Raw genomic sequence first — 19,602 nt, 5'->3', positions numbered from 1 at the left:
CGGCCGGCAGGGATACGGGGATGGCTACGGCTGCCTGGTGAGGAGCCGTCCCTTCGGCTCGGTGAACTCGCCGTCCGCGAGGATGCGCTGCCCGCGCAGCCAGGTGGACCTCACCACGCCGTACAGGGTCCTGCCCGCGTACGCCGTGACGTGGTTGCGGTGCTGGAGGGCCGCCGGGTCCACGGTGAAGGTCTCGTCGGGGGCGAGGACGGCGAAGTCGGCGTCACGGCCCGGTGCGATCGCGCCCTTGCGCCGGTCCAGGCCCACCAGTTCGGCCGTGCGCGAAGACATCCAGCGGACCACGTCCTCCAGACCGTGCCCCCGCCTGCGGGCCTCGGTCCAGACCGCCGCCAGACTCAGCTGCAGTCCCGAGATGCCGCCCCAGGCCGTGGCGAAGTCGTCCGTCTTCAGGTCGGCGGTGGACGGGGAGTGGTCGGTGACGACGCAGTCGATGGTGCCGTCGGCCAGGGCCTGCCAGAGCAGGTCCTGGTTGGCGGCCTCGCGGATCGGCGGGCAGCACTTGAACTCGCTGGCGCCGTCGGGGACTTCCTCGGCGGTGAGGGTCAGGTAGTGGGGGCAGGTCTCAACGGTCAGACGTACGCCCTCCGCCTTCGCCTCGGCGATCAGCGGCAGAGCGTCGCTGGAGGACAGGTGCAGGACGTGCACGCGCGCGTCGAGCGCCTTGGCCTCGCGGATGAGCTGCGCGATGGCGGTGCCCTCGGCGTCCCGGGGGCGGGAGGCGAGGAAGTCGGCGTACCTGGGGCCGCCCCGCTGGGGTGCCGAGGAGAGCAGGTGCGGGTCCTCGGCGTGCACGATGAGCAGCCCGTCGAAGGCGGCGATCTCGGCCATCGAGCGGGCGAGCGGGTCCCGCTCGAGGTGCGGGAACTCGTCCACGCCGGACGGTGAGAGGAACGCCTTGAAGCCGAAGACCCCGGCTTCGTGCAGCGGGCGCAGGTCCTTGACGTTGTCCGGCAGGGCACCGCCCCAGAATCCGACGTCGATGTGCGCCTTGTCCGCGGCGACCTGCTGCTTGGTGCGCAGGTGCGCGACGGTCGTGGTCGGCGGGAGGGAGTTGAGGGGCATGTCGACGAGCGTCGTGATACCGCCGGCCGCTGCGGCGCGAGTGGCGGTCCAGAAGCCCTCCCACTCGGTGCGGCCGGGATCGTTGACGTGCACGTGGGTGTCGACCAGGCCGGGCAGCAGGACGTGGTCGCCCAGGTCCTCGAGGCGGGCCCCCTCCGGCGGCGGTGCGTCGTACGGGAGGACGGCCCTGATCGTGCCGGCGGCCACCGCGACCGAAGCGGCGCGTGTCCCCTCGGGGGTGATGACTCGCGTCGAGCGCAGCACCAGTTCAGCGTCGGACACCCGACCCCCTTCGCTTCCGCCTGTTTCCGCCTGCTTCTTCCGCGTAACGGAATTCAACTTTCTGTTGAAGGAGTCTTCACTCCCTCTCCCGCACCGTCAAGGGCACACTGGAACTACCGCACCCTCCACGCAAGAATTCCTACCCCTCCTGGGCGTTTCCGCGAAGCGGAATTCACCTTCCAGCACGCAGAACGTAACGACGTACGAGCGGGGAGTCAACCGACCGCCGGGTAGGCTTCAGCTCTTCCGCCAGCCCCGAAAGGAACGCGCCGTGCCGACGTCCAGCGCCAGCACCACCGACTCCGCCCGGTCCTCCGCCAACGGCGGCGTCCAGTCCCTGGAGCGCGCCTTCGACCTGCTCGAACGGATGGCGGACGCGGGCGGCGAGGTCGGTCTGAGCGAGCTGTCCGCGAGCAGCGGGCTGCCCCTGCCGACCATCCACCGCCTGATGCGCACGCTGGTGGCCTGCGGGTACGTACGTCAGCAGCCCAACCGCCGGTACGCGCTGGGCCCGCGCCTCATCCGCCTGGGCGAGTCGGCTTCCCGGCTGCTGGGGACCTGGGCGCGCCCCTATCTCGCGCGGCTGGTCGAGGAGACCGGCGAGACGGCGAACATGGCGCTGCTGGACGGGGACGAGATCGTCTACGTGGCGCAGGTGCCGTCGAAGCACTCGATGCGCATGTTCACGGAGGTCGGCCGGCGTGTGCTGCCGCACTCCACGGGCGTGGGCAAGGCGCTGCTCGCCGGCTTCCCTCCGGAGGAGGTGCGCGCCCTGCTCGCCCGTACGGGCATGCCGGCCGCGACGGAGAAGACGATCACCACGCCCGACGGGTTCCTGGCGGCCCTGGAGGACGTGCGCAGCCAGGGCTACGCCATCGACGACAACGAGCAGGAGATCGGCGTCCGCTGCCTGGCGGTCTCGGTGCCCGGCTCCCCCACGGCCGCGGCCATCTCCATCTCCGGCCCGGCGGGGCGCGTCACGGAGGAGGCGACGGAGAAGATCGTCCCGGTGCTCCAGCAGATCGCCGGCGAGCTCTCCGAGGCACTCGCGAGCCAGAGCCCCGCCTGACGGGTGACGACACGAGCGGCTCACGAGCCCGGCAACGGCATACCCGGACCGGAACCGGGCCCGGCACGGCCGCCGCGGGCGGTCACCGCATCTCGGACAGGCGCCGTACGCCCGAGCGGCGAACAACCGGACGGGCCGGGTGCCATGGAGGTCGGCGGGCGGGCCCCGGGCGCACAGGGCGGGGGTGCGTGAACGACAGCCTGCCGCGCCGGTCCCGCACCGGGCGACCGGTTTCTTCGACGAGCCGACGCTCCTACCCCTGGCCGCGCACCGGCCCTCCGAAGAGGTCCACGGCCCGGCGGACCTCCGTCAGTTCCGGGGACAGCGCGCTCACCGAACCGATCGCACCTGCGATCAGCAGCAGGGAGCGGCGCAGCCGCGGGATCTCGGGGGTGCCCTCGGCGGCCATCGCGTCCAGGGCGGCCAGCTCCTCCTCGGCGATGGTCCGGTCCGCGAACTCACCTGGGTGAGCTGCGAGCCGACGGCGCAACCGCGCCACGGCGGAACGCAGCTCCGTCCCGCGCGGATCCTCGTCGCCGCTGGTCACAGGCCCCTGCTGCCTCTGCTCCACGCTCCGCAACACAGTCCTCCCCCTCGCACCACGTCGTGCGCGTGCCGGTCCGACGCGAAGTCCCCCACACCGGGCGCCGGCCGCCCGCCCGGCCGGTCGGTGCGGGCGACAGTAAACGACGCGGGGCGCCGGGCGCCAGTCCATTGCGTCATCAACTTGCTCCGCTGCGTAACTTCTCGGCCCAAGGTCGTGCGGTATGCAGGACCCATGACAACGAGGAAGACGACGGAGGGGGCGGGTGTGGTTGCCTTGCTGCTCGCCGCGGGTGGCGGGCGGCGGCTGGGCGGGCGACCCAAGGCGCTGCTCAGCCATCGGGGGCGGCCCCTGGTGGAGCACGCGGCGCGGGTGCTGCGCGAGGGGGGCTGCGCACGGATTCACGTGGTTCTGGGAGCGCGGTCCGACGAGGTGCGCGCACGAGCCGATCTGACGGACTGCACCCTCGTCGACAACCCCGACTGGGAACAGGGGATGGGGACGTCCCTGCGGGCCGGACTGGAATCGCTGGCCGGTTCGGGCGCACCCGCCGCCCTGGTCTCGCTCGTCGACCAGCCCGGCATCGGACCGGAGGCGGTGGCCCGGGTACTGCAGGCGTACGAGGGGGAAGGGTCGCTGGTGTCGGCCGCTTACGGCGGAGTCCGGGGCCATCCGGTGCTGTTCGGTGCCGCCCACTGGGCGGGGATCGCCGCGACCGCGACCGGCGACCGGGGGGCACGCGCCTACCTGAAGGAGCACGCGCGGTCGATCACGCTCGTCGAGTGCGGGGACGTGGCCCGGCCCTTCGACATCGACACCGAGGCCGACCTCACCCACCTTGAACTTCCACCATGAGGAAACTAGTATCCACTTACCAGAAACGCCTGAGGGCTCTGAGGGCGTGGAACGCCGTTTTCGGGAAGACTGGCGCCCGGTGCCGAACCGCCGGCTCGTCTTCGTAGCTCGCTGAAGGAAGTGACACTCCATGTCCGCACCAGCGCCGTCCCCGCTGGCCATCGTCGACGCCGAGCCCCTGCCGCGGCAGGAGGAGGTCCTCACCGAAGCGGCGCTCGCCTTCGTGGCCGAGCTGCACCGGCGTTTCACGCCCCGGCGTGACGAACTGCTCGCCCGCCGCGCCGAGCGGCGCGCCGAGATCGCCCGCACCTCCACCCTCGACTTCCTCCCGGAGACGGCCGCGATCCGCGCCGACGACTCCTGGCGGGTCGCTCCGGCCCCGGCCGCCCTGAACGACCGCCGGGTCGAGATCACCGGCCCCACCGACCGCAAGATGACCATCAACGCCCTCAACTCGGGCGCCCGGGTGTGGCTCGCGGACTTCGAGGACGCCTCCGCGCCCACCTGGGAGAACGTGGTCCACGGCCAGCTCAACCTGATCGACGCCTACACCCGGAACATCGACTTCACGGACCCGAAGTCCGGCAAGTCCTACGCCCTGAAGGCGAACGAGGAACTCGCCACGGTCGTGATGCGCCCGCGCGGCTGGCACCTGAACGAGCGTCACCTCGTCGACGCCCACGGCACCCCGGTGCCCGGCGCGCTCGTCGACTTCGGGCTGTACTTCTTCCACAACGCGGGGCGCCTGCTGGACCTCGGCAAGGGCCCCTACTTCTACCTGCCCAAGACCGAGTCGCACCTGGAGGCCCGCCTCTGGAACGAGGTCTTCGTCTTCGCGCAGGACTACGTCGGCATCCCGCAGGGCACCGTCCGCGCGACCGTCCTGATCGAGACGATCACGGCCGCGTACGAGATGGAGGAGATCCTCTACGAGCTGCGCGACCACGCCTCCGGACTGAACGCCGGCCGCTGGGACTACCTTTTCTCCATCGTCAAGAACTTCCGTGACGGCGGCGCCAGGTTCGTCCTGCCGGACCGCAACGCGGTCACGATGACGGCCCCGTTCATGCGCGCCTACACCGAACTCCTCGTCCGCACCTGCCACAAGCGCGGCGCGCACGCGATCGGCGGCATGGCGGCCTTCATCCCGTCCCGCCGGGACGCCGAGGTGAACAAGGTCGCCTTCGAGAAGGTCCGCGCCGACAAGGACCGTGAGGCGAACGACGGTTTCGACGGCTCCTGGGTCGCCCACCCCGACCTGGTGCCGATCGCCATGGAGTCCTTCGACAAGGTCCTCGGCGAGAAGCCCCACCAGAAGGACCGGCTGCGCGAGGACATCGACGTCAAGGCCGCCGACCTGATCGCCATCGACTCACTGGACGCCAAGCCGACGTACGCGGGCCTGGTCAACGCCGTGCAGGTCGGCATCCGTTACATCGAGGCCTGGCTGCGCGGCCTCGGCGCGGTCGCGATCTTCAACCTGATGGAGGACGCCGCCACCGCCGAGATCTCCCGGTCCCAGATCTGGCAGTGGATCAACGCGGGCGTCGTCCTCGACAACGGCGATCTGGTCACCGCCGAGCTGGCCCGCGAGGTCGCCGCCGAGGAACTCGCGAACATCAAGGCCGAGATCGGCGAGGAGGCCTTCGCGGCGGGCAACTGGCAGCAGGCGCACGACCTGCTGCTGACGGTCGCCCTCGACGAGGACTACGCCGACTTCCTGACCCTGCCGGCGTACGAGCAGCTCAAGGGCTGATCAGCGCTACCGCTCCGAGTGGCCCAGGGTCTTTCCCGGGGCCACTCGGTCGCGTACGGCCTTCTTCACGGCCGTCGGTTCGGGGAAGCCCTGCTCGCGCCGGTCCCAGACGACCTCGTCGCCGACGCGGACCACGAACACCCCGCCCGTGCCGGGCTTCAGGGCCAGCTCCGTCAGCTCGGCCTCGAAGGTCGTCAGCAGCTCCTGCGCCAGCCAGGCCGCGCGGGGCAGCCAGCGGCACTGCGTGCAGTACTCGATCTCCACACGGCCACTCATCCGAGGTGCACCGACCAATCCTGTTGTGCCGCGGGCTTGCCGTGCAGGTCGGGGACCTGCTTGAGCCACCCGGGTCGTCCCTGCTGGTTCCTCGCCGCCCTCAGGGCCTCCTCGGCGGCGATCTCCTCCCGAGAGGGGAAGCCGGTGGGCAGCCAGGCCGTGGAGGACCGCACCCGCGCGTGGAGGTACTCCACGTACGCCGCGCGCGCCTCGTCCGGCGTGGCGAAGGCCGGCTCGTCCGCGAGCCAGGCGTCCGGGACCTCCGCGAGGATCCCGCGCAGGAGTTCCTCCGTCACCCTGGGCGCGAGCTCGGCGTCGGCGGCCCGGACGTCGGGCCCGTAGTGACCGAGGGCGTGGTGCCGGAAGTCGTAGGCCTTCGCGGGGTCGGAGCCGTCCCAGCGGTGGTGGAAGACGAGGGCGGCTCCGTGGTCGATCAGCCACAGGCGCGGGGGCGCGACGCCGAGGGTGGGCCAGACCATCAGGTTGGAGCTGTGAACGGTGCGGTCGACGTTCACGGTCAGGGCGTCGAGCCAGACGATCCGCCCCGCCTCCAGGGGACCGACCGGGAAGGCCCGCGCCACCTCGGGCGTGAAGTCCCGGGCGCCCGGCAGGTAGTCCATGCCGAGGTTCACGCCCGCGCTGGCCGCGTGCAGCCCCCGCACCTCCTGGTGCGGCTCGTCGTCCGCGATCGCCGGATCGAAGTGCACCAGTACCAGCTCCGGGAACCGCAGCCCGAGGGCCCGGGCCAGCTCCCCCACGATCACCTCGGCGACCAGCGCCTTGCGGCCCTGCGCGGAACCGGTGAACTTCACGACGTACGTGCCCAGGTCGTCGGCCTCGACGACGCCGGGGACGGAGCCGCCGGAGCGCAGGGGTGCGACGTAGCGGGTGGCGAAGACCTCTCTTAGCATTTTCCCAGACCACCCGCCTCTTCAGCCTTGAAATCCACGCTCGCCCTCGGAGGCACGCCACAGCGGGAATCGCCCGTCATCAGACCTGGGGGGGGAGTTTCGACCGACATGCAGATCTCCCCGTCTCCCCAGCAGTCCATCGACGGCCGTCCGCCGCTTGCTTCCGGCCTCCGACATGAAGTGAGCATAGTAACCGAGGGTGACCGTTGGTGAGGAGTGTCCGAGCCACCGTGGCAAGGTCACGTCGGGCCAGAGGGAGACCTCGTCGTCGAAGGCGAAGGCGCCGTCCTGCATCGCATCCTGGCCGGTGGCGGCCGCCACCGCCTGGGCGCGTTCGACCAGCTCACGCGGGAGCCCCAGCTCCGAGGCGAGCGTCAGCAGGCCGCGGGTACTCTCGGCCACCTGCTCCGGAGGCAGATGCGGGAGCATGGCGGGAGAGACCGGCGATCCGGTTGGCATGGCCGATCCGCACGACGGTGGCGTCGTTCCCTCCTCCTCCGCGAGCCTGCCCGGCGGGGCGACGACGGACAGGAAGCGGCAGGCGGCTGGCCGTTCGCTGAGAAAGACGCCTGGAGCTGCACGACGCCCTCGTTTCCCTGGCCTGTGGCCTCATCTGCTGGAGACGCCTCAAGAAAGCCCGCGCATCGTCGTGTTACCAGCTCGTAGGCATGCATACGCATAGCGTGATGCCGCTTCCTTCGGCTACCGTGCCCATCACGGGACATACCATGATGGATGTCGGCACTTCGTTCGCCAGTGAAGTGCGTGCTGCCGACGGTCGGGGGAGCGATGGCGGGATCCGACGAGCGGCGAGTGATGCTGAGGGACTGGTGGACGGTCCCGGCGGTTCCCGAGGGAACTCTCCGTCAGGTCTATGGTGAGCGGACTCCTGATCCCCGTGTTGAGTTCGTTGGATTGACGGTCCAGTATTACGTCCGCGCCCACGCGGCCCGCTGGCTCACACGTGAGCGCGTACTCGAGGCCATGCGCAATCGCATCACCTCCGCCAACGTCAGGGACCTGGTATCCCTGCTGGCCAAGCTCGGCATAGCAGAGGAGTTTTTTGACCTCGCGGCGGTGGACGTCGATCGTGACGGTTCCTTCCGCCGATTCCTGCTGACTCTTGATCCTGTGCTCTTGGACGCTATCCGGCACTACTCTGCCTGGAACGCCATCAATCCCAAGCTCTTCTTTGAGGGGTTTGCCGTCGGAGTTGCTGACTCCTTCGCGACGGTTGTCGTCGACCTGGGCAGGCTCGCGCAGCTCATCGTCCGCGTGCAGCAAGAGCAGTTCCGCACCTTGTACCTGCTCTCCACTGACCCGGCTGCCGGCGTACTGAGGATCGATCAGCAGGCATTGGTCGTCCGGCAAGCGTTCAGCGGCGTCGTGGCCTCGCTCAACCCCGCAGCCGTCCCGGACAAGGTACTGGGGGTCTGGCGCGGCTGGGAGCAGGAATTCGAGCGGCATCTGGAAAACCTCGACCCCTTCGAGGCCGGCAGGCTGCTCGGGCGCATCGCCGGTGACTTGTGGCAATTGCTCACTGGGATTGCGGCGCTGGTAAAGCTCCTGCGGGTCACCGCGCGGGCCGCTGCCCGCTACGTGCCCTTACTCCTGCAGACCGTCCGGGGGGTCGCTGCCCAAGGGCGACTCGTTGTCCGCGAACTGGCCGCACTCCTTGTCGCGCTCGGCAAAGGTGCCGTGGAGGGAGCGCCGCGAGTCGGGATGGCACTCCTGCGCACCCTGTTCCCACCGGAGGTACTGCGGCCGCTGATCCAGCAGGGCCGAGCCCTGCTGGTCCACGGCGACCTGAGCCTGACGGTAGTGTTCCAGGCGGCTCACGCGGAAGCATTTGGCGGGGCAGGCGCCGGGACACGGTTCGGTGTGCGGGTGAGCCGGGAGAGCAAGCCTCTGTTCATGGCAGCGATGTCCGAGACCGTGTCATCGGCAGGTCGGCAAGCCACCCGGGCGGAGCTGGACGAGGCGCTTGACGCGATCCTTGGAGGTCTCGATGACCTCTTGACCGAGGCGAAGGCCCCCACCGTTGTGAACGACGCCTCGGCCGCCGCCATCAAGGCAGCACGGGCGGCGCAGCTCGAACAGCGGCTGAGTACTCACCTCAACAAGCGGTTGCAAGAGGTGGCCTAGGCTGCCTTCCTGGAACTCCGCAAGGCAGGCCGGGTCAATCCGCGGGAGCTTGGCCAGCTTGTCCACCAACGGATGGCAGCGGAAGTGGAGCAGCTGATCGCGCAGGGCCCACCCGGGCTGAAGGTGTTCACCGAGCGGAGCCTCCGGACCACGATCGAGGCATTGCGCGCCTCCAGCCCCGAATTAGAGGCGGCACTCAAGAGGGCGGGAGGACCGCTGGATCGTACGGTCGCACAGATGCTTTTGGACCGACCGGACCGCGACGTCCTGCTCAAGCTGATCGGCTTCGAGGCCAACGCGGCAGCAGACACAGAGAAGGCATTGGCGAGTCACCTCAGCAAACGGTTCGGCTGGAAGGCGAGCACCACAGTCGGCGACCTCCAATCCGATGTCCTCCTTGTCGACCCCGCCACTAGCCGCGTGACAAACATCGACTGGACGTCCTCCACCAAACTCGAGGCGCATGAGCGAGCCTGGGGCAAGGTCGTCGATGACCTGGGCAAGGACTTCGACGGCAACTGGGAAGCCATCGCTCAGGCGTACCGGCAAGCGCTGGGTGACGGCCCACCGGCCGAGGTCCTCCGTCAGTTGGAGCAACTCACCACGCACGCGGTACGCGAGACCGTCGTCCGCCAGGCCGCACTGCGCTCCGTTTTCGGCGAGACGTGGTTTGTGCTGTCGCACGAAATGATCTACAAGGGCCTGAACTCGCTCTTCAAGAAATGACGCCTAGGCCGGGGAGGCAGGCAATGGGAGAAATCGTGGTCGCGTCGGTCGACACGAGCGCACTCGGCTTCACGCCCGCGTTTTCTGACCGATACGTGTATTCCAACTACTTCCTACCCGCCCTCATCACCTTCGACGACGGCGTAACACCGATCCTGCCCTTTTACACGAAGCAGTCCCTCCTGGAGGCCCTGCGATACGGCGGATACGGCGGACTGGACAGCGATGTGCTGCCGCACATCCTCAAGGACCTCGGGTGGAGCCGCCTGTGGCAGGCCAACAATATGGACGCTGCGCAGGAGACCCTTCCGACCACCGATCCTACGATGGGTGAACGAGTGCCGCCGGATCACCGGCCAACTCTCCTCGGCGGGCAGGAGACCGAGTTCGTGGCCGGGTTGCTGCAGTCCGATCTGGGGTTCGCGTTCCTGGATCGCACATGCATCCGGCCTGTCGGATTCGCGCTGGGGGAGCATGTCTACTCCCTCGCGCTGGCCCCGGGCGAGGAGGTTGTGCTGGAGCAGAAGACCTACACCAAGCGCCAGCTCACACTAGAGGAACAGAATGAGACGGAACGACAGTTCGACATCGAACTGATGAGCACCCTCAGCACCGAAATCCAGGAGGGCTTCGAGCGACAGCGCTCCCTCACCGACAGTTGGGGGCTCAACGCCAGCCACACGGGCCAATACGATAGCCCGCAGTTCTTCTGGGGAAAGTTCAACGCCAGCCACACCGTGGCCTACACCAAAAATGTCACCGAGGCACACCAGGAAAGCAGCCGGCGCACGGTCAAGGACAGCCGGACGGCCAGCTCCAAGGTGGCCGCCCGCTACCGCACCCAGCACAAGACGGACTTCAAGCTCGTCACCGAGGAAGGCTTGGAGACGACGTCGAAGCGCACGGTGCGCAACCCCAACCGGGCAACCCCGATCACCTTGCACTACTTCAAAGTGCTGCAGCGCCTCGAACTGCGCCAAGAGCGCTACGGCGCACGATTGTGCTGGGCCCCGAGCGTCAAGGATCCCGCGCAGACGTTCTTCGACAAGATCCGCAAGGGCCGCGAGGCCATCATGACGAAGGCCATCGCCGGCCTGCCTCCTGTCCCCCAGGAACCGAAGAAGACCGAACCGGCTGCCGGGCCGACCCCGACGGCCCCCGCCACCCGAGTCTTCCCCTCTGCCGTCGCAACGGCGGATAAATGGGGCTTCACCGGCGATATGCGCGCGGACTATGACATCGACATCCCCTACGACGGCGCCTTCGAGTGGGACGGCGACCGTGCCTTCATCGAGGACAACCTCGACGTCATCACCCGCCGACCACTCGACAAGATCAGCCGATGGGTCGTCGGAACGCCCTACCCCACCGCTGCGGACGGCGCCTCGGTGCTAAGGGTGCGTGTACACATCGGGGCGCCCTCATGGATGGGGGGCCCGGGTATCGAGCTACAGGTGAAGGCGCGCTTCCGCGAGAAGCCGACGATCGTGCAGCAGGTGGGCGTGGACACGAAGTACAACGACGACCTCGCAACTTACCGAACGGCCCTTAAGGCATGGAACGACGAACGCGACGCTGCTATCGAGACGGCTCGCCAAGCCGGAGATTCCCTCGAATTGAAGCTCAAGCGGGGCCTGAATCCGGTGAACGAGATGGTGTCGCAGATCATTGAGCAGCACTTCCCCGCGAGCGTACGGGACGAGTGCTGGGAGATCGACTACTGGCAGCGTATCTTCGACTGGGAACGGGCCTCGTTTGTGGCCTACCCGAGCTGGTGGTCCACCGGGGCGACACGTGATCCCGAACTGGACCCGTCGGATTTCATCAACGCCAGCTGGGCCAAACTCTATCTCCCAGTGCGTGCCGGCATGGAATTGCCGGCCCTACGCTGGATCTACGGAAAGGCCGTCGTCAAGCAGCTGGGGCCAGAGATTGAGGCATCGTTCGAAAAGCTCGTCGAGGAGCTGCGAACATTCCGCGGCGACATCATTGGCGACCCGGACGAAGTACCCGAGCTGACCGCTGAGTGCCAAGACACCCCGGCCCCCGTCCGCTGCCTCGCGAAGTGGTCGGAACTCATGCCAACAGACGGCACGCATGTCGAGATCGTGCAGGGCGTGACGAGTGCCGCCGACCCCGTGACCACGCAGGAGATCGAGGACGCCCAAGCCATGAGGCAGGCACTCCTCGCTGGTGAACAGCAGGCGGCCAAACTCAAGGACCGTGCCTACGATCGCATGACCCAGCCCGCTGACATCGAGGTCCACATCGGCTCGATGCAGTCGGGAACCAACCAGAACTGAAGCACCTTCGTTCTGCGGCACGCGGAGGGCACACCGGCGTGGGGAGCGCCGCACGGAGTGCGCCTTTCATCCGCGGTTCAGGCGGCCTGCCCAAGTGGGCATGTGCCGCTGAGGCGGGGGGGGGTAGTTGGTGTGTGGGGTGGTTTGTGAGCTGGGGTGTTGGGGGTGGTTATGTGGCTGGGGTTGCTGTGACCTCGGTCGGCGTCGTGCTCCCGGTCGATGCCGAGGCCCGCCCGGTAGTCCTCGTACGCCTGGGCACCCATCGCCTCGGGGGTGCCCTTGTACCAGGCGTCGGTATCGGCGTTGGCGTGTGGCCACATAGGCGCCCCGGTCGTGCCCGACGTCGGCGAACCGCTCGTGCCCGAGACGGCGCATGACCGCCACGCAGTCACCGGCCATGGCGCGCTTGGAGTACGGACGGTGCTCCGGGTCGGTCGGGGGCTTGTCGGACCCGCCGTAGCCCCGCAGGTCCGGGCAGACGACGGTGTGACCGGCCGCGGCCAGCAGCGGGGCGACGCGGTGCCAGTCGCGTGCGTGCGCGGATGACCGTGCAGGAGCAGCACCGCCGAGCCGCTCCCGCCGGAGCTCACCCTGAGACCGCGTTTGAGATCTGCCGTCCTTGGGCTCCTACGACCAGAACTCGTCGTACGCCTGCGGATCGGCGGTCAGCACCCATCCCTCGGTGATCTTGTCGTCCCTGATGTGCAGGACGAGGGCGTAGTCCATATCGAGCTGCTTGCCTTCACGTGACGCCATCACGTGCAGCAGCGCGACTGTGTGGTCATCGTTGGCGAGCACATCGTGGAGCTGCGGCCGGTACGTGCCGCCTGTCAGCTGGAACTCCCGACCGAACACCGCGAATGTGTCCTCGCGGCCCCGGTACTCTCCAGCCAGCGGGTTGCTGCCCCCGATATGCCACACCACCTCGGGGTGAAAGGTCTTTGCCAGCGCGTCCATGTCCCCTGCCGCGAAGGCAGCCATGGTGCGGTGGAACACAGCGATGTTCGGGTGCTCGGTCATCAGTGCCTCCATCGGCCCCCTACGGACCATACGTCGCGTGAGACACCGTGACTCAGCGTCATTAGGCCATCAGGCCGATCGCCACACCATCGAGCGGCGCGACCGCTGAGGCCGCGCTTGAGGGTCTCGCCGGTGTGCGGTGAGCCAGGCAAAGGTCCGTTCGATCGCCCACCGTCTCGGCTGGACCTGGAAGCCCCGCTGACCCCCCTGGGTCCTTGCGGACGATCTCCAGCTCACGGCTGAGGATCGTCGCCGTCCAACCGGGAAACGCTTGCGCCCCTTGACCTTCTTGCCCGTATCAAAGCCTCTGGTCGAAGCCGGCACTGTGTCGGCGGTGCGGACGGACTGCGAGTCGATCAGCCCCGCGCTCGGCTCCACGGCCCTGCCATCGACCTCGCGGACCTTGCCGCGCAGGGCATCGTGGACCCTCTCCACGGTTCCGTCGTCGTGCCACCGCGTGAAGCACCAGTACACCGTCGGCCAAGGCGGGAAGTTCTTTGGCAGTTGCCGCCAGGAACATCCGGTTCGCACGACATGGAAGATCGCGTCGACGGTACGACGTCGTGGGTGCTTCTCGCGCCGCCCGCCGTTGGGACCCACCCGAGCTGGTGGGAGCAGTGGCTCCACGAGCGCCCACTGATCATCTGCCAGGTCGGACGGATACCCATCCCCAGAACTGAGCACCGTCTCCCTAGCACCGCGCCAGCGAGAAGCCATCGAACACACGCGCCTCCAGGAGTTCCCGGTCGTCGGCATACAACGTGCCCGCCGATGACCGGGTGAGTCCCGGCCCTGTGCGACCTGGCGAGCCCGACAGAAGCGACATAAGTCCCTGAATCGTCATAAATCAGGTAAAGGACCTCTGTATGCCTGTTGTATGGAGGATCAACGCACAACAGGAGTGAGGGAGCATGGCCAAGGACGACACCACGGACGCGAGCCTGAAGCCCGATGCGATCGGTTTTCCGGACGCGCTGGTCATCGGGCTCAACGCCACCTCCCCCGCGTACTCCGTGGCGGCGGTCATCGGCCCGGTCGTGGCGCTCGTGGGCATCTACGCCCCGGGGGTAATGCTCGCGTCGTTCGTGCCCATGCTGCTGATCGCGTCGGCGTTCTACTACCTCAACAAGGTCGACCAGGACTGCGGCACGACCTTCTCGTGGGTCACCCGGGCCATGGGGCCGTGGGCGGGATGGCTGGGTGGCTGGGCCATCGCGATGACGGGCGTGCTGGTGGTCGGGGCGCTCGCGGATGTCGCCGTGACCTTCTTCCTGCTCGCGGTCGGCCTGGACAACTGGGCGGACGACGACGTGGTGCGCCAGGTGCTCACAGTGCTTCTCATCGTGGTGATGACGGCCATCTGTGTGATCGGCACGGAGCTGTCGGCGAAGGTGCAGAACGTCCTCATCCTGGCGCAGGTGGTCTGCCTGCTCGTCTTCGCCGTGGTGGCGCTCTACCGGGTGTACGCCGACACCGGCACCCTCGATTCCGTCGACCCGAGGTTCAGCTGGCTGGACCCGTTCGGAGCCGGCGGTGCCCCACTGACCGCGTCCCTGCTGCTGGGCGTGTTCATCTACTGGGGCTGGGAGTCCGCGGTCAACCTCACCGAGGAGGTCGAGGACTCCGCGACCGCCCCCGGCAGGGCGGCCGTGTGGTCGACGGTGCTGCTGCTGGTGACCTACGTAGCGGTCGCCTTCGCGGTCGTGGCCTACGCCGGAACCGACTACCTCGCCGAGAACGCGGCGGAGGAGGAGTTCATCTTCGCGCTGCTCGCCGAGGAGGCGATGGGCGGCTGGGACTGGGTCGTGCTGCTGGCCGTCTCCACGTCCGCGCTCGCCTCCACGCAGACGACGATCATCCCGGCGTCGCGCACCGGCCTGTCGATGGCACGCCGGCACGCGCTGCCCGCGCACTTCGGCCGCATCCACCCGCGGTTCCGTACCCCCGACGTGAGCACCTGGTGGGTCGCCGGCATCGCCATCGTCTGGTATCTCGTCCTCTTCCAGATCAGCGAGAACGCCCTGTTCGACTCCTTGACGGCGCTGTCCCTGCTGATCGCGTTCTACTACGCCCTCACCGGTCTCGCGTGTGCGGTCTACTACCGCCACCGACTGACCCGAAGCGTCCGGGACTTCTTCCTGATCGGCCTCGGTCCCCTGGTCGGTGCCGGACTGCTGACCTGGCTGCTCGTGGAGTCGGTGTCGGACATGGCCGATCCCGCCAACTCCTACAGTGGCGTCTCGTGGCTCGGGCTCGGTCCCCCGCTGGTCATCGGCATCGGCATCGTCGTCACGGGGGTGGTCCTCATGGTCGTGTGGCGGCTGATGGCCCCCGCGTTCTGGTCGGAACGGCCCAGCACGGTCGACGCCGACCTCGCTCACCGCGACGGGTCCTGAGAAGCCCGCCTCATTTGCCGTTCGAGCGTCGCCTCGCGAGCGGCGTGAAGACGTACAGGTCGAGGATCTCGGGCCGTGGCGCGACACCGGGGCCGCCCTCCCGCACCCAGGAGACGACGTCCTCGGTCGCGGCGGGGTCGTTGACCAGGCCCAGCCACACCGGCCGCGCGCCGGCGGCCCGCCCCTCGGCGGAGGGCTGGACGACGATGACATTGGCCTGGTCGCAGACGTCGAGACAGTCGGAGACGCGTACGGGAGCCGCATCGCGCAGGCGCTCGGTCTGGGCGGCGTGATCGACACCGGTCACCTTCCGGCTGCCGCAGCAGCAGTCCCGGCAGACGACGATGCGGCAGGGAGCCCCTCCGGCCGGCCTCGCGGACACTCCGCACCTTCCTCTCTCCGGGGAGATCCGCCCCGGTGGCTCGTCGAGGAGGCGACCGCGTGAGTCTCCTGGCTCTCGGGTCGATGCCGGCTCCCGGCCTTCCCACCCGTGCGCGGGCCGTGGCCTGTCGGGAGCGGCTCACCGATCACAGTGGCGGGACCGCGCCGGATTCACACCGGCTTCCTCGTTCCGCCGTCGCCCTGTCGCCGGTCATCATTCCATGCGGTCGGAAATGCGTTCGGTCCGGCCGGTGGGCTCGCCTACAGTGATGCGGCGGAACCGTGCGCGAGGTGGGGAGGCGCGATGGGGGCGGGGAGGCGGCCGACGGCGGGGGCCGTGGTGTGGCTGCTGATGGGTGTCGTGGCGCTCGTCTTCGGAGTGGCGGCGGCCTGGGAGATCCGTGGAGCGCTGGACCGGGAGCGGGAGTTCCGTGCCGCGCCGGAGTGCGCCTCGGTGCCGGTGAAGGCCTCGGGGTGCCGGTGGGAGCGGAGCTTCACCGTCCGGGAGGCCGACACGCACCGCGGGGAGCGGAACTCCTCGCCGGAGGCGGAGTTGGTGCTGCCTTCCGGGGAGCCGTGGGAGGTGACGTTCCCCCAGGCTGATCCGGTGGTGTCGGAGCTCGAGCCGGGCGAGAAGGTCGTGGGCGTCATCTGGCAGGGGGAGATCGTCGAGGTGCGGGACGACGGCGGACGGCGGCAACGGACGTCCGACTCGCCCGTGGGGTGGCCCGAGGACCGCCTCGGCGGCGCGATGATCTGCCTCTCGTTCGGGCTGGCCGCCTTCGTCGGTGGGGCGTGGCCGCTGTTCGCGCGGGGCGAGCGGCGCCATGTGAAGGCGGCGTCGGTGGTGCGGTGGCACGGCGTCGGCATGGCCGGCGCGGCCGTCCTGACGCTCTGGGCGCAGTCCGCCAACGACTGGCCGCTCTGGTCGATTCCGGCGGTCTGGGGGCCGCTCGCCCTGCTCGCCCTTGCGTCCATGACGGCGTTCGTCATCGCCGCTCTCCGGGAGGACCTGGACGACGATGTCCCGCCCGGCCCGGGGCCGGACGCGACGGGGACGGCGACAGTGACGGCTTCAGGTTCAGGTCACTCCTGATCCCGGACGGCGTCGCACGGTGCGGCGCCGCCGTACGCGGCGGGTCGGGTCCGCAGGGGCACACCGTTCGCGCGGAGCACCTCGCGGACGTCGAGGATCAGCGGGAACACCTCGTGGTTGCGGTCCTCGCCCTGCTCGTCCCAGGCCCGCTGCTCGGCTTCCACGGCCATGCGGTCCTCGGCGAACACCCGCTCGGTGAAGCGCCGGATGAACGGCCAGGCCAGCTGGAGCAGGCCGGGGATCCCGGGTTTCTCGATCATGAGCAGACCGTAGGCGTGGCAGGTGCGCTGCTCGGCGTCCTCGGGTACGTACGCGGCCCACAGCCGGAAGGCCGGGCGTTCGGCGTTCTCCGGGACCAGGTCGAGGGTCTGGTACGGGTACTCGGTGCGGATGGTCATGACGTCGGCGGTGCCACCGCCGATGCCCTCGGCTGCCAGCAGGCCGGCGCTGCGGTTCCGCTTCCCGCCCGCGTGCGTGAACAGGTACCGGGCCTCCACCGACCGCTCATCGGCCTCGTAGCCCAGCAGTCGGGGGTGGAGTCTGCCGACGACACCGCGGTGCAGGAACTGGTGGTTCATGTCGAGGAGGTTCTCGTGCATGAACGAGTAGTGGCAGCGCACGGTCCTGGAGTACGTCATGGTCCGGTACCGCGGTGAGCCGAAGGCCGGCAGCTCGGGCAGGGGCGTGGCCGCCGCTCGCCGCGGATCGCCCGGGAAGACGAACACCAGGCCGTACGCCTCGCGGACGGGATAGCCGCGCACGCCGCGGGGCGGCCTGCGATCACCCTTGGCCAGGTACGGGATCTGCGAGATGCGGCCGTCACCACGGTACGCCCAGGCGTGGTAGCGGCAGCGGAGTGTGTCGCCCTCCACGACTCCCATGCTCAACGGCACCTGCCGGTGGGCGCACCGGTCCTCGAGGGCGTGGACCTCGCCGCTCCTGCCGCGGAAGAGGGCGATGCGTTCGCCCGCGAACGCGGTGGCCAGCACCCGCTCGCGGCGCACCCGCCGGGACAGGGCGACCGGATACCAGTAGTCGGGGTCGACGCCCACGCTCCGGAGATCGGCTTCGGCGGGAGCCGGGTCGTTGTGCCCCGCGGGCTCTGCGGCGGGGGCGTCGGCCCTGTCGGTCTCGGTCATACCTCTCCTCGCGGACGGGACACGGCACGGACAGCCACTCCTCACCCTGACCGCCATCCGCCGTCGGTGCCCTGCCGGAGGGTCCGGACGGGTGAGCGGCGTTCACGCACCGCGCAGCGGGTTGGGCAGCGGCAGGTAGCGGGCGTCCGCGCCGTTCGCGTTCGTCCAGCGGAGCAGCAGGTTGGTCTTGCCGGGGAGGGTGGGTGAGGCGAGCAGCGCGGGGATCTCCGGGAGGTCGTGCCGGGCGAGTTCGCGGCGGGCGGCGGGCCACGGGTCGTAGCCGGGGTTGCGTTCGGTGAGGGCGCCGGCGATCTCGACGAGGTGATTGACGACCAGGCAGTACACGAGCCGCTCCCAGCCGGCTTCGCGCGACACCTCCGGCAGCAGCTTCACTCCCTCGGCATCCCGGTAGAGCGCCTGCACGGGCGTGCCGTCGGCGTCCACGGCGACCAGGGTGTTCTGCAGATGGGCCTCGATGACGACGCCGTGCCCGGCGAAGGCCGCCAGCGCCGGGGGCACGACCTGCGCGAGGTACGCCGCCCACCAGGCCTCCGGGTCGGCGACCCGGTCGAGCGGGTTGCCGTCGAAGCCCTCGACGAGCCCGGCGGCGAGCAGCGGGGTGGCACCGGGCAGGAGGCGCCCGCCGAAGCCGTCGCGGACGAGGACGGCCAGTGCCTCGAAGGCGAAGTCGGCGGTGCGGTACCCGCGGTCGCTCAGCCAGGCCGGTGGGCCGTCGAAGATCTCGAAGGCGGCGCACACGGCCTCGTCGGTCCGGCGCAGGGCGAGCAGGTCGTGGCGCCACAGCCGGCGGATGTCGTTGGTGATGCGCACGTCCAGGCTGAACTTCAGGAAGAGGTCCGGCCCGGGCGCGTAGAGCGTGCGGATCGCGGCCGTCGGCCAGGTGTCGCGGGTGGTCGTGCCGAGCCGGACGAGTCGGCCGTCCGCGAAGGCGGCGGCGAGCTCCGGGCCGGCCAGGTCGAGCTGCCAGGGGTGGGCGGGCAGCAGCCGGTAGCCGGGCGGGGCCGTGCCGAGGGTGTCGAGGGCGGAGGTGTCGCCCTCCTCGACGACGGTGTCCTCGCGCAGCCCGAGCAGGGTCAGCGGGAACCGGGCGTACGCCTCGGGGGCGTACGGCAGCCAGCCGGCGGCGGGGCCGCCCCCGCGCGCTTTGGGGGCGGGGTGGTGGGTGTGGCCGGTGAGGAGGGACTGCTCGGAGCGCCGGTAGGGGTCGTCGGGCGGGGTCTTCCCGGCGCGGGCGGCGAGCAGTGCGGCCACGGCGTCCCGGCTGTCGATCATCTCGGCGGGCAGTTCGTGGTTGGACAGCCCGGTGTGTCGGCGGAGCTCCTCGGCGACGAGTTTGACCAGTTCCGTATGGCCGACGCGGCGCCAGCCGCCCGGCACGCGGAGTTCGGGTTCGGCGGGCCGCCGGCTGCCTCGCACGCGCAGCAGGCGGTCCCCGCCGGGCAGCCGGTAGACCCGGTGTCGGCCCGCGCTGCGCTCCGGCCGGGCCACTTCCCGCAGCAGGCAGTTCAGCAGCGGCACGGCGGCGTACGCGTCGGCCAAGGCGCCGCTGGCCGCGATGTCGCCTTGGTGGGAGTCGCCGTCGGCGGGCGGGGGCATGAG

Annotated in this window: 19 protein-coding genes and 1 riboswitch; of the genes, 8 read left to right on the top strand and 11 right to left on the bottom strand. The window is 69.5% G+C overall.

What is annotated here, in order from left to right:
• Window positions 1-24 precede the first annotated feature (24 nt).
• A complete protein-coding gene (allB, locus tag IE97_RS0119985; protein ID WP_030242216.1) occupies window positions 25-1,365 on the bottom strand; it encodes an allantoinase AllB in 1,341 nt (446 codons plus the stop codon).
• Window positions 1,366-1,636: 271 nt separating this feature from the next.
• Here allB and IE97_RS0119980 point away from each other — a divergent pair, with 271 nt between their 5' ends.
• Window positions 1,637-2,434, top strand: a complete 798-nt coding sequence (locus IE97_RS0119980; RefSeq protein WP_030242214.1) for an IclR family transcriptional regulator — start codon at window positions 1,637-1,639, stop codon at window positions 2,432-2,434.
• A 253-nt stretch (window positions 2,435-2,687) separates the two neighbouring features.
• On the opposite strand, the gene IE97_RS0119975 is transcribed toward IE97_RS0119980, so the two are convergent.
• Window positions 2,688-2,981 (bottom strand): DUF5955 family protein, encoded by a 294-nt coding sequence (locus IE97_RS0119975; protein ID WP_078603311.1) that lies wholly within the window; start codon window positions 2,979-2,981, stop codon window positions 2,688-2,690.
• Window positions 2,982-3,212: 231 nt separating this feature from the next.
• On the opposite strand from IE97_RS0119975, the gene IE97_RS0119970 reads away from it, so the two are divergent.
• Both IE97_RS0119970 and aceB read left to right on the top strand, forming a co-directional pair.
• Window positions 3,213-3,833, top strand: coding sequence for a nucleotidyltransferase family protein (locus tag IE97_RS0119970; RefSeq protein ID WP_030242200.1), 621 nt, complete (start codon window positions 3,213-3,215; stop codon window positions 3,831-3,833).
• 130 nt (window positions 3,834-3,963) lie between these two features.
• On the top strand, window positions 3,964-5,589 hold the full coding sequence (gene aceB, locus IE97_RS0119965; RefSeq protein WP_030242196.1) for a malate synthase A: 1,626 nt from the start codon (window positions 3,964-3,966) through the stop codon (window positions 5,587-5,589).
• Between the two features lie 6 nt (window positions 5,590-5,595).
• Here the strand turns inward: aceB and IE97_RS0119960 are convergent, their stop codons facing one another.
• The 3 genes from IE97_RS0119960 to IE97_RS42550 are packed head-to-tail and all read right to left on the bottom strand — an operon-like array spanning window position 5,596 to window position 7,205.
• A complete protein-coding gene (locus IE97_RS0119960; RefSeq protein WP_030242193.1) occupies window positions 5,596-5,865 on the bottom strand; it encodes a SelT/SelW/SelH family protein in 270 nt (89 codons plus the stop codon).
• Window positions 5,862-6,776: a HipA family kinase gene (locus IE97_RS0119955; RefSeq protein WP_030242188.1), complete on the bottom strand. Its 915-nt coding sequence runs from the start codon at window positions 6,774-6,776 to the stop codon at window positions 5,862-5,864. Before IE97_RS0119955 ends, IE97_RS0119960 begins: the two co-directional genes overlap by 4 nt.
• A 21-nt stretch (window positions 6,777-6,797) precedes the next feature.
• Window positions 6,798-7,205 (bottom strand): hypothetical protein, encoded by a 408-nt coding sequence (locus tag IE97_RS42550; protein ID WP_063752206.1) that lies wholly within the window; start codon window positions 7,203-7,205, stop codon window positions 6,798-6,800.
• Between the two features lie 555 nt (window positions 7,206-7,760).
• On the opposite strand from IE97_RS42550, the gene IE97_RS42545 reads away from it, so the two are divergent.
• The 3 genes from IE97_RS42545 to IE97_RS0119940 all read left to right on the top strand — a co-directional run bounded on the left by IE97_RS42545 (window position 7,761) and on the right by IE97_RS0119940 (window position 11,950).
• Window positions 7,761-8,921, top strand: a complete 1,161-nt coding sequence (locus IE97_RS42545) for a hypothetical protein (protein ID WP_199809831.1) — start codon at window positions 7,761-7,763, stop codon at window positions 8,919-8,921.
• A gap of 84 nt (window positions 8,922-9,005) precedes the next feature.
• Entirely contained in the window at window positions 9,006-9,647 is a 642-nt protein-coding gene (locus tag IE97_RS42540; protein WP_199809830.1) for a hypothetical protein, read from the top strand.
• Window positions 9,648-9,670: 23 nt separating this feature from the next.
• Window positions 9,671-11,950 (top strand): hypothetical protein, encoded by a 2,280-nt coding sequence (locus IE97_RS0119940; protein WP_030242178.1) that lies wholly within the window; start codon window positions 9,671-9,673, stop codon window positions 11,948-11,950.
• Window positions 11,951-12,016: 66 nt separating this feature from the next.
• Here the strand turns inward: IE97_RS0119940 and IE97_RS40530 are convergent, their stop codons facing one another.
• From IE97_RS40530 to IE97_RS40525, 3 genes are all read right to left on the bottom strand, one after another.
• The gene (locus tag IE97_RS40530) at window positions 12,017-12,454 is read right to left on the bottom strand and encodes an alpha/beta fold hydrolase (RefSeq protein ID WP_234331840.1); all 438 of its coding nucleotides are present in this window, start codon (window positions 12,452-12,454) and stop codon (window positions 12,017-12,019) included.
• 123 nt (window positions 12,455-12,577) lie between these two features.
• Window positions 12,578-12,970, bottom strand: a complete 393-nt coding sequence (locus IE97_RS0119935) for a nuclear transport factor 2 family protein (protein WP_158708317.1) — start codon at window positions 12,968-12,970, stop codon at window positions 12,578-12,580.
• A gap of 69 nt (window positions 12,971-13,039) precedes the next feature.
• Window positions 13,040-13,687, bottom strand: a complete 648-nt coding sequence (locus IE97_RS40525; protein ID WP_420706113.1) for an IS5 family transposase — start codon at window positions 13,685-13,687, stop codon at window positions 13,040-13,042.
• 194 nt (window positions 13,688-13,881) lie between these two features.
• On the opposite strand from IE97_RS40525, the gene IE97_RS0119930 reads away from it, so the two are divergent.
• Entirely contained in the window at window positions 13,882-15,366 is a 1,485-nt protein-coding gene (locus IE97_RS0119930; protein WP_030242174.1) for an APC family permease, read from the top strand.
• Window positions 15,367-15,376: 10 nt separating this feature from the next.
• On the opposite strand, the gene IE97_RS0119925 is transcribed toward IE97_RS0119930, so the two are convergent.
• Window positions 15,377-15,748 carry a hypothetical protein gene (locus tag IE97_RS0119925; RefSeq protein WP_030242170.1) on the bottom strand — a complete coding sequence of 124 codons (372 nt, stop codon included), beginning with the start codon at window positions 15,746-15,748 and terminating at the stop codon, window positions 15,377-15,379.
• A 61-nt stretch (window positions 15,749-15,809) separates the two neighbouring features.
• A riboswitch (cobalamin riboswitch) is annotated at window positions 15,810-15,937 on the bottom strand.
• A gap of 114 nt (window positions 15,938-16,051) precedes the next feature.
• Between IE97_RS0119925 and IE97_RS0119920 the strand changes: the two genes are divergently transcribed.
• Window positions 16,052-16,843 carry a hypothetical protein gene (locus tag IE97_RS0119920; RefSeq protein WP_234310608.1) on the top strand — a complete coding sequence of 264 codons (792 nt, stop codon included), beginning with the start codon at window positions 16,052-16,054 and terminating at the stop codon, window positions 16,841-16,843.
• Here the strand turns inward: IE97_RS0119920 and IE97_RS0119915 are convergent.
• On the bottom strand, window positions 16,834-17,982 hold the full coding sequence (locus IE97_RS0119915; protein ID WP_037844530.1) for an aromatic ring-hydroxylating oxygenase subunit alpha: 1,149 nt from the start codon (window positions 17,980-17,982) through the stop codon (window positions 16,834-16,836). The two genes, IE97_RS0119920 and IE97_RS0119915, sit on opposite strands and share 10 nt — an antisense overlap.
• Window positions 17,983-18,084: 102 nt before the next feature.
• Window positions 18,085-19,599: an IucA/IucC family protein gene (locus IE97_RS0119910; RefSeq protein ID WP_106975391.1), complete on the bottom strand. Its 1,515-nt coding sequence runs from the start codon at window positions 19,597-19,599 to the stop codon at window positions 18,085-18,087.
• Between the last annotated feature and the right edge of the window lie 3 nt (window positions 19,600-19,602).

Origin of the sequence: Streptomyces sp. NRRL S-455 (assembly GCF_000717875.1) — a bacterium.
Lineage (GTDB): Bacteria > Actinomycetota > Actinomycetes > Streptomycetales > Streptomycetaceae > Streptomyces.
This window is presented reverse-complemented; position numbering and strand designations above follow the sequence as displayed.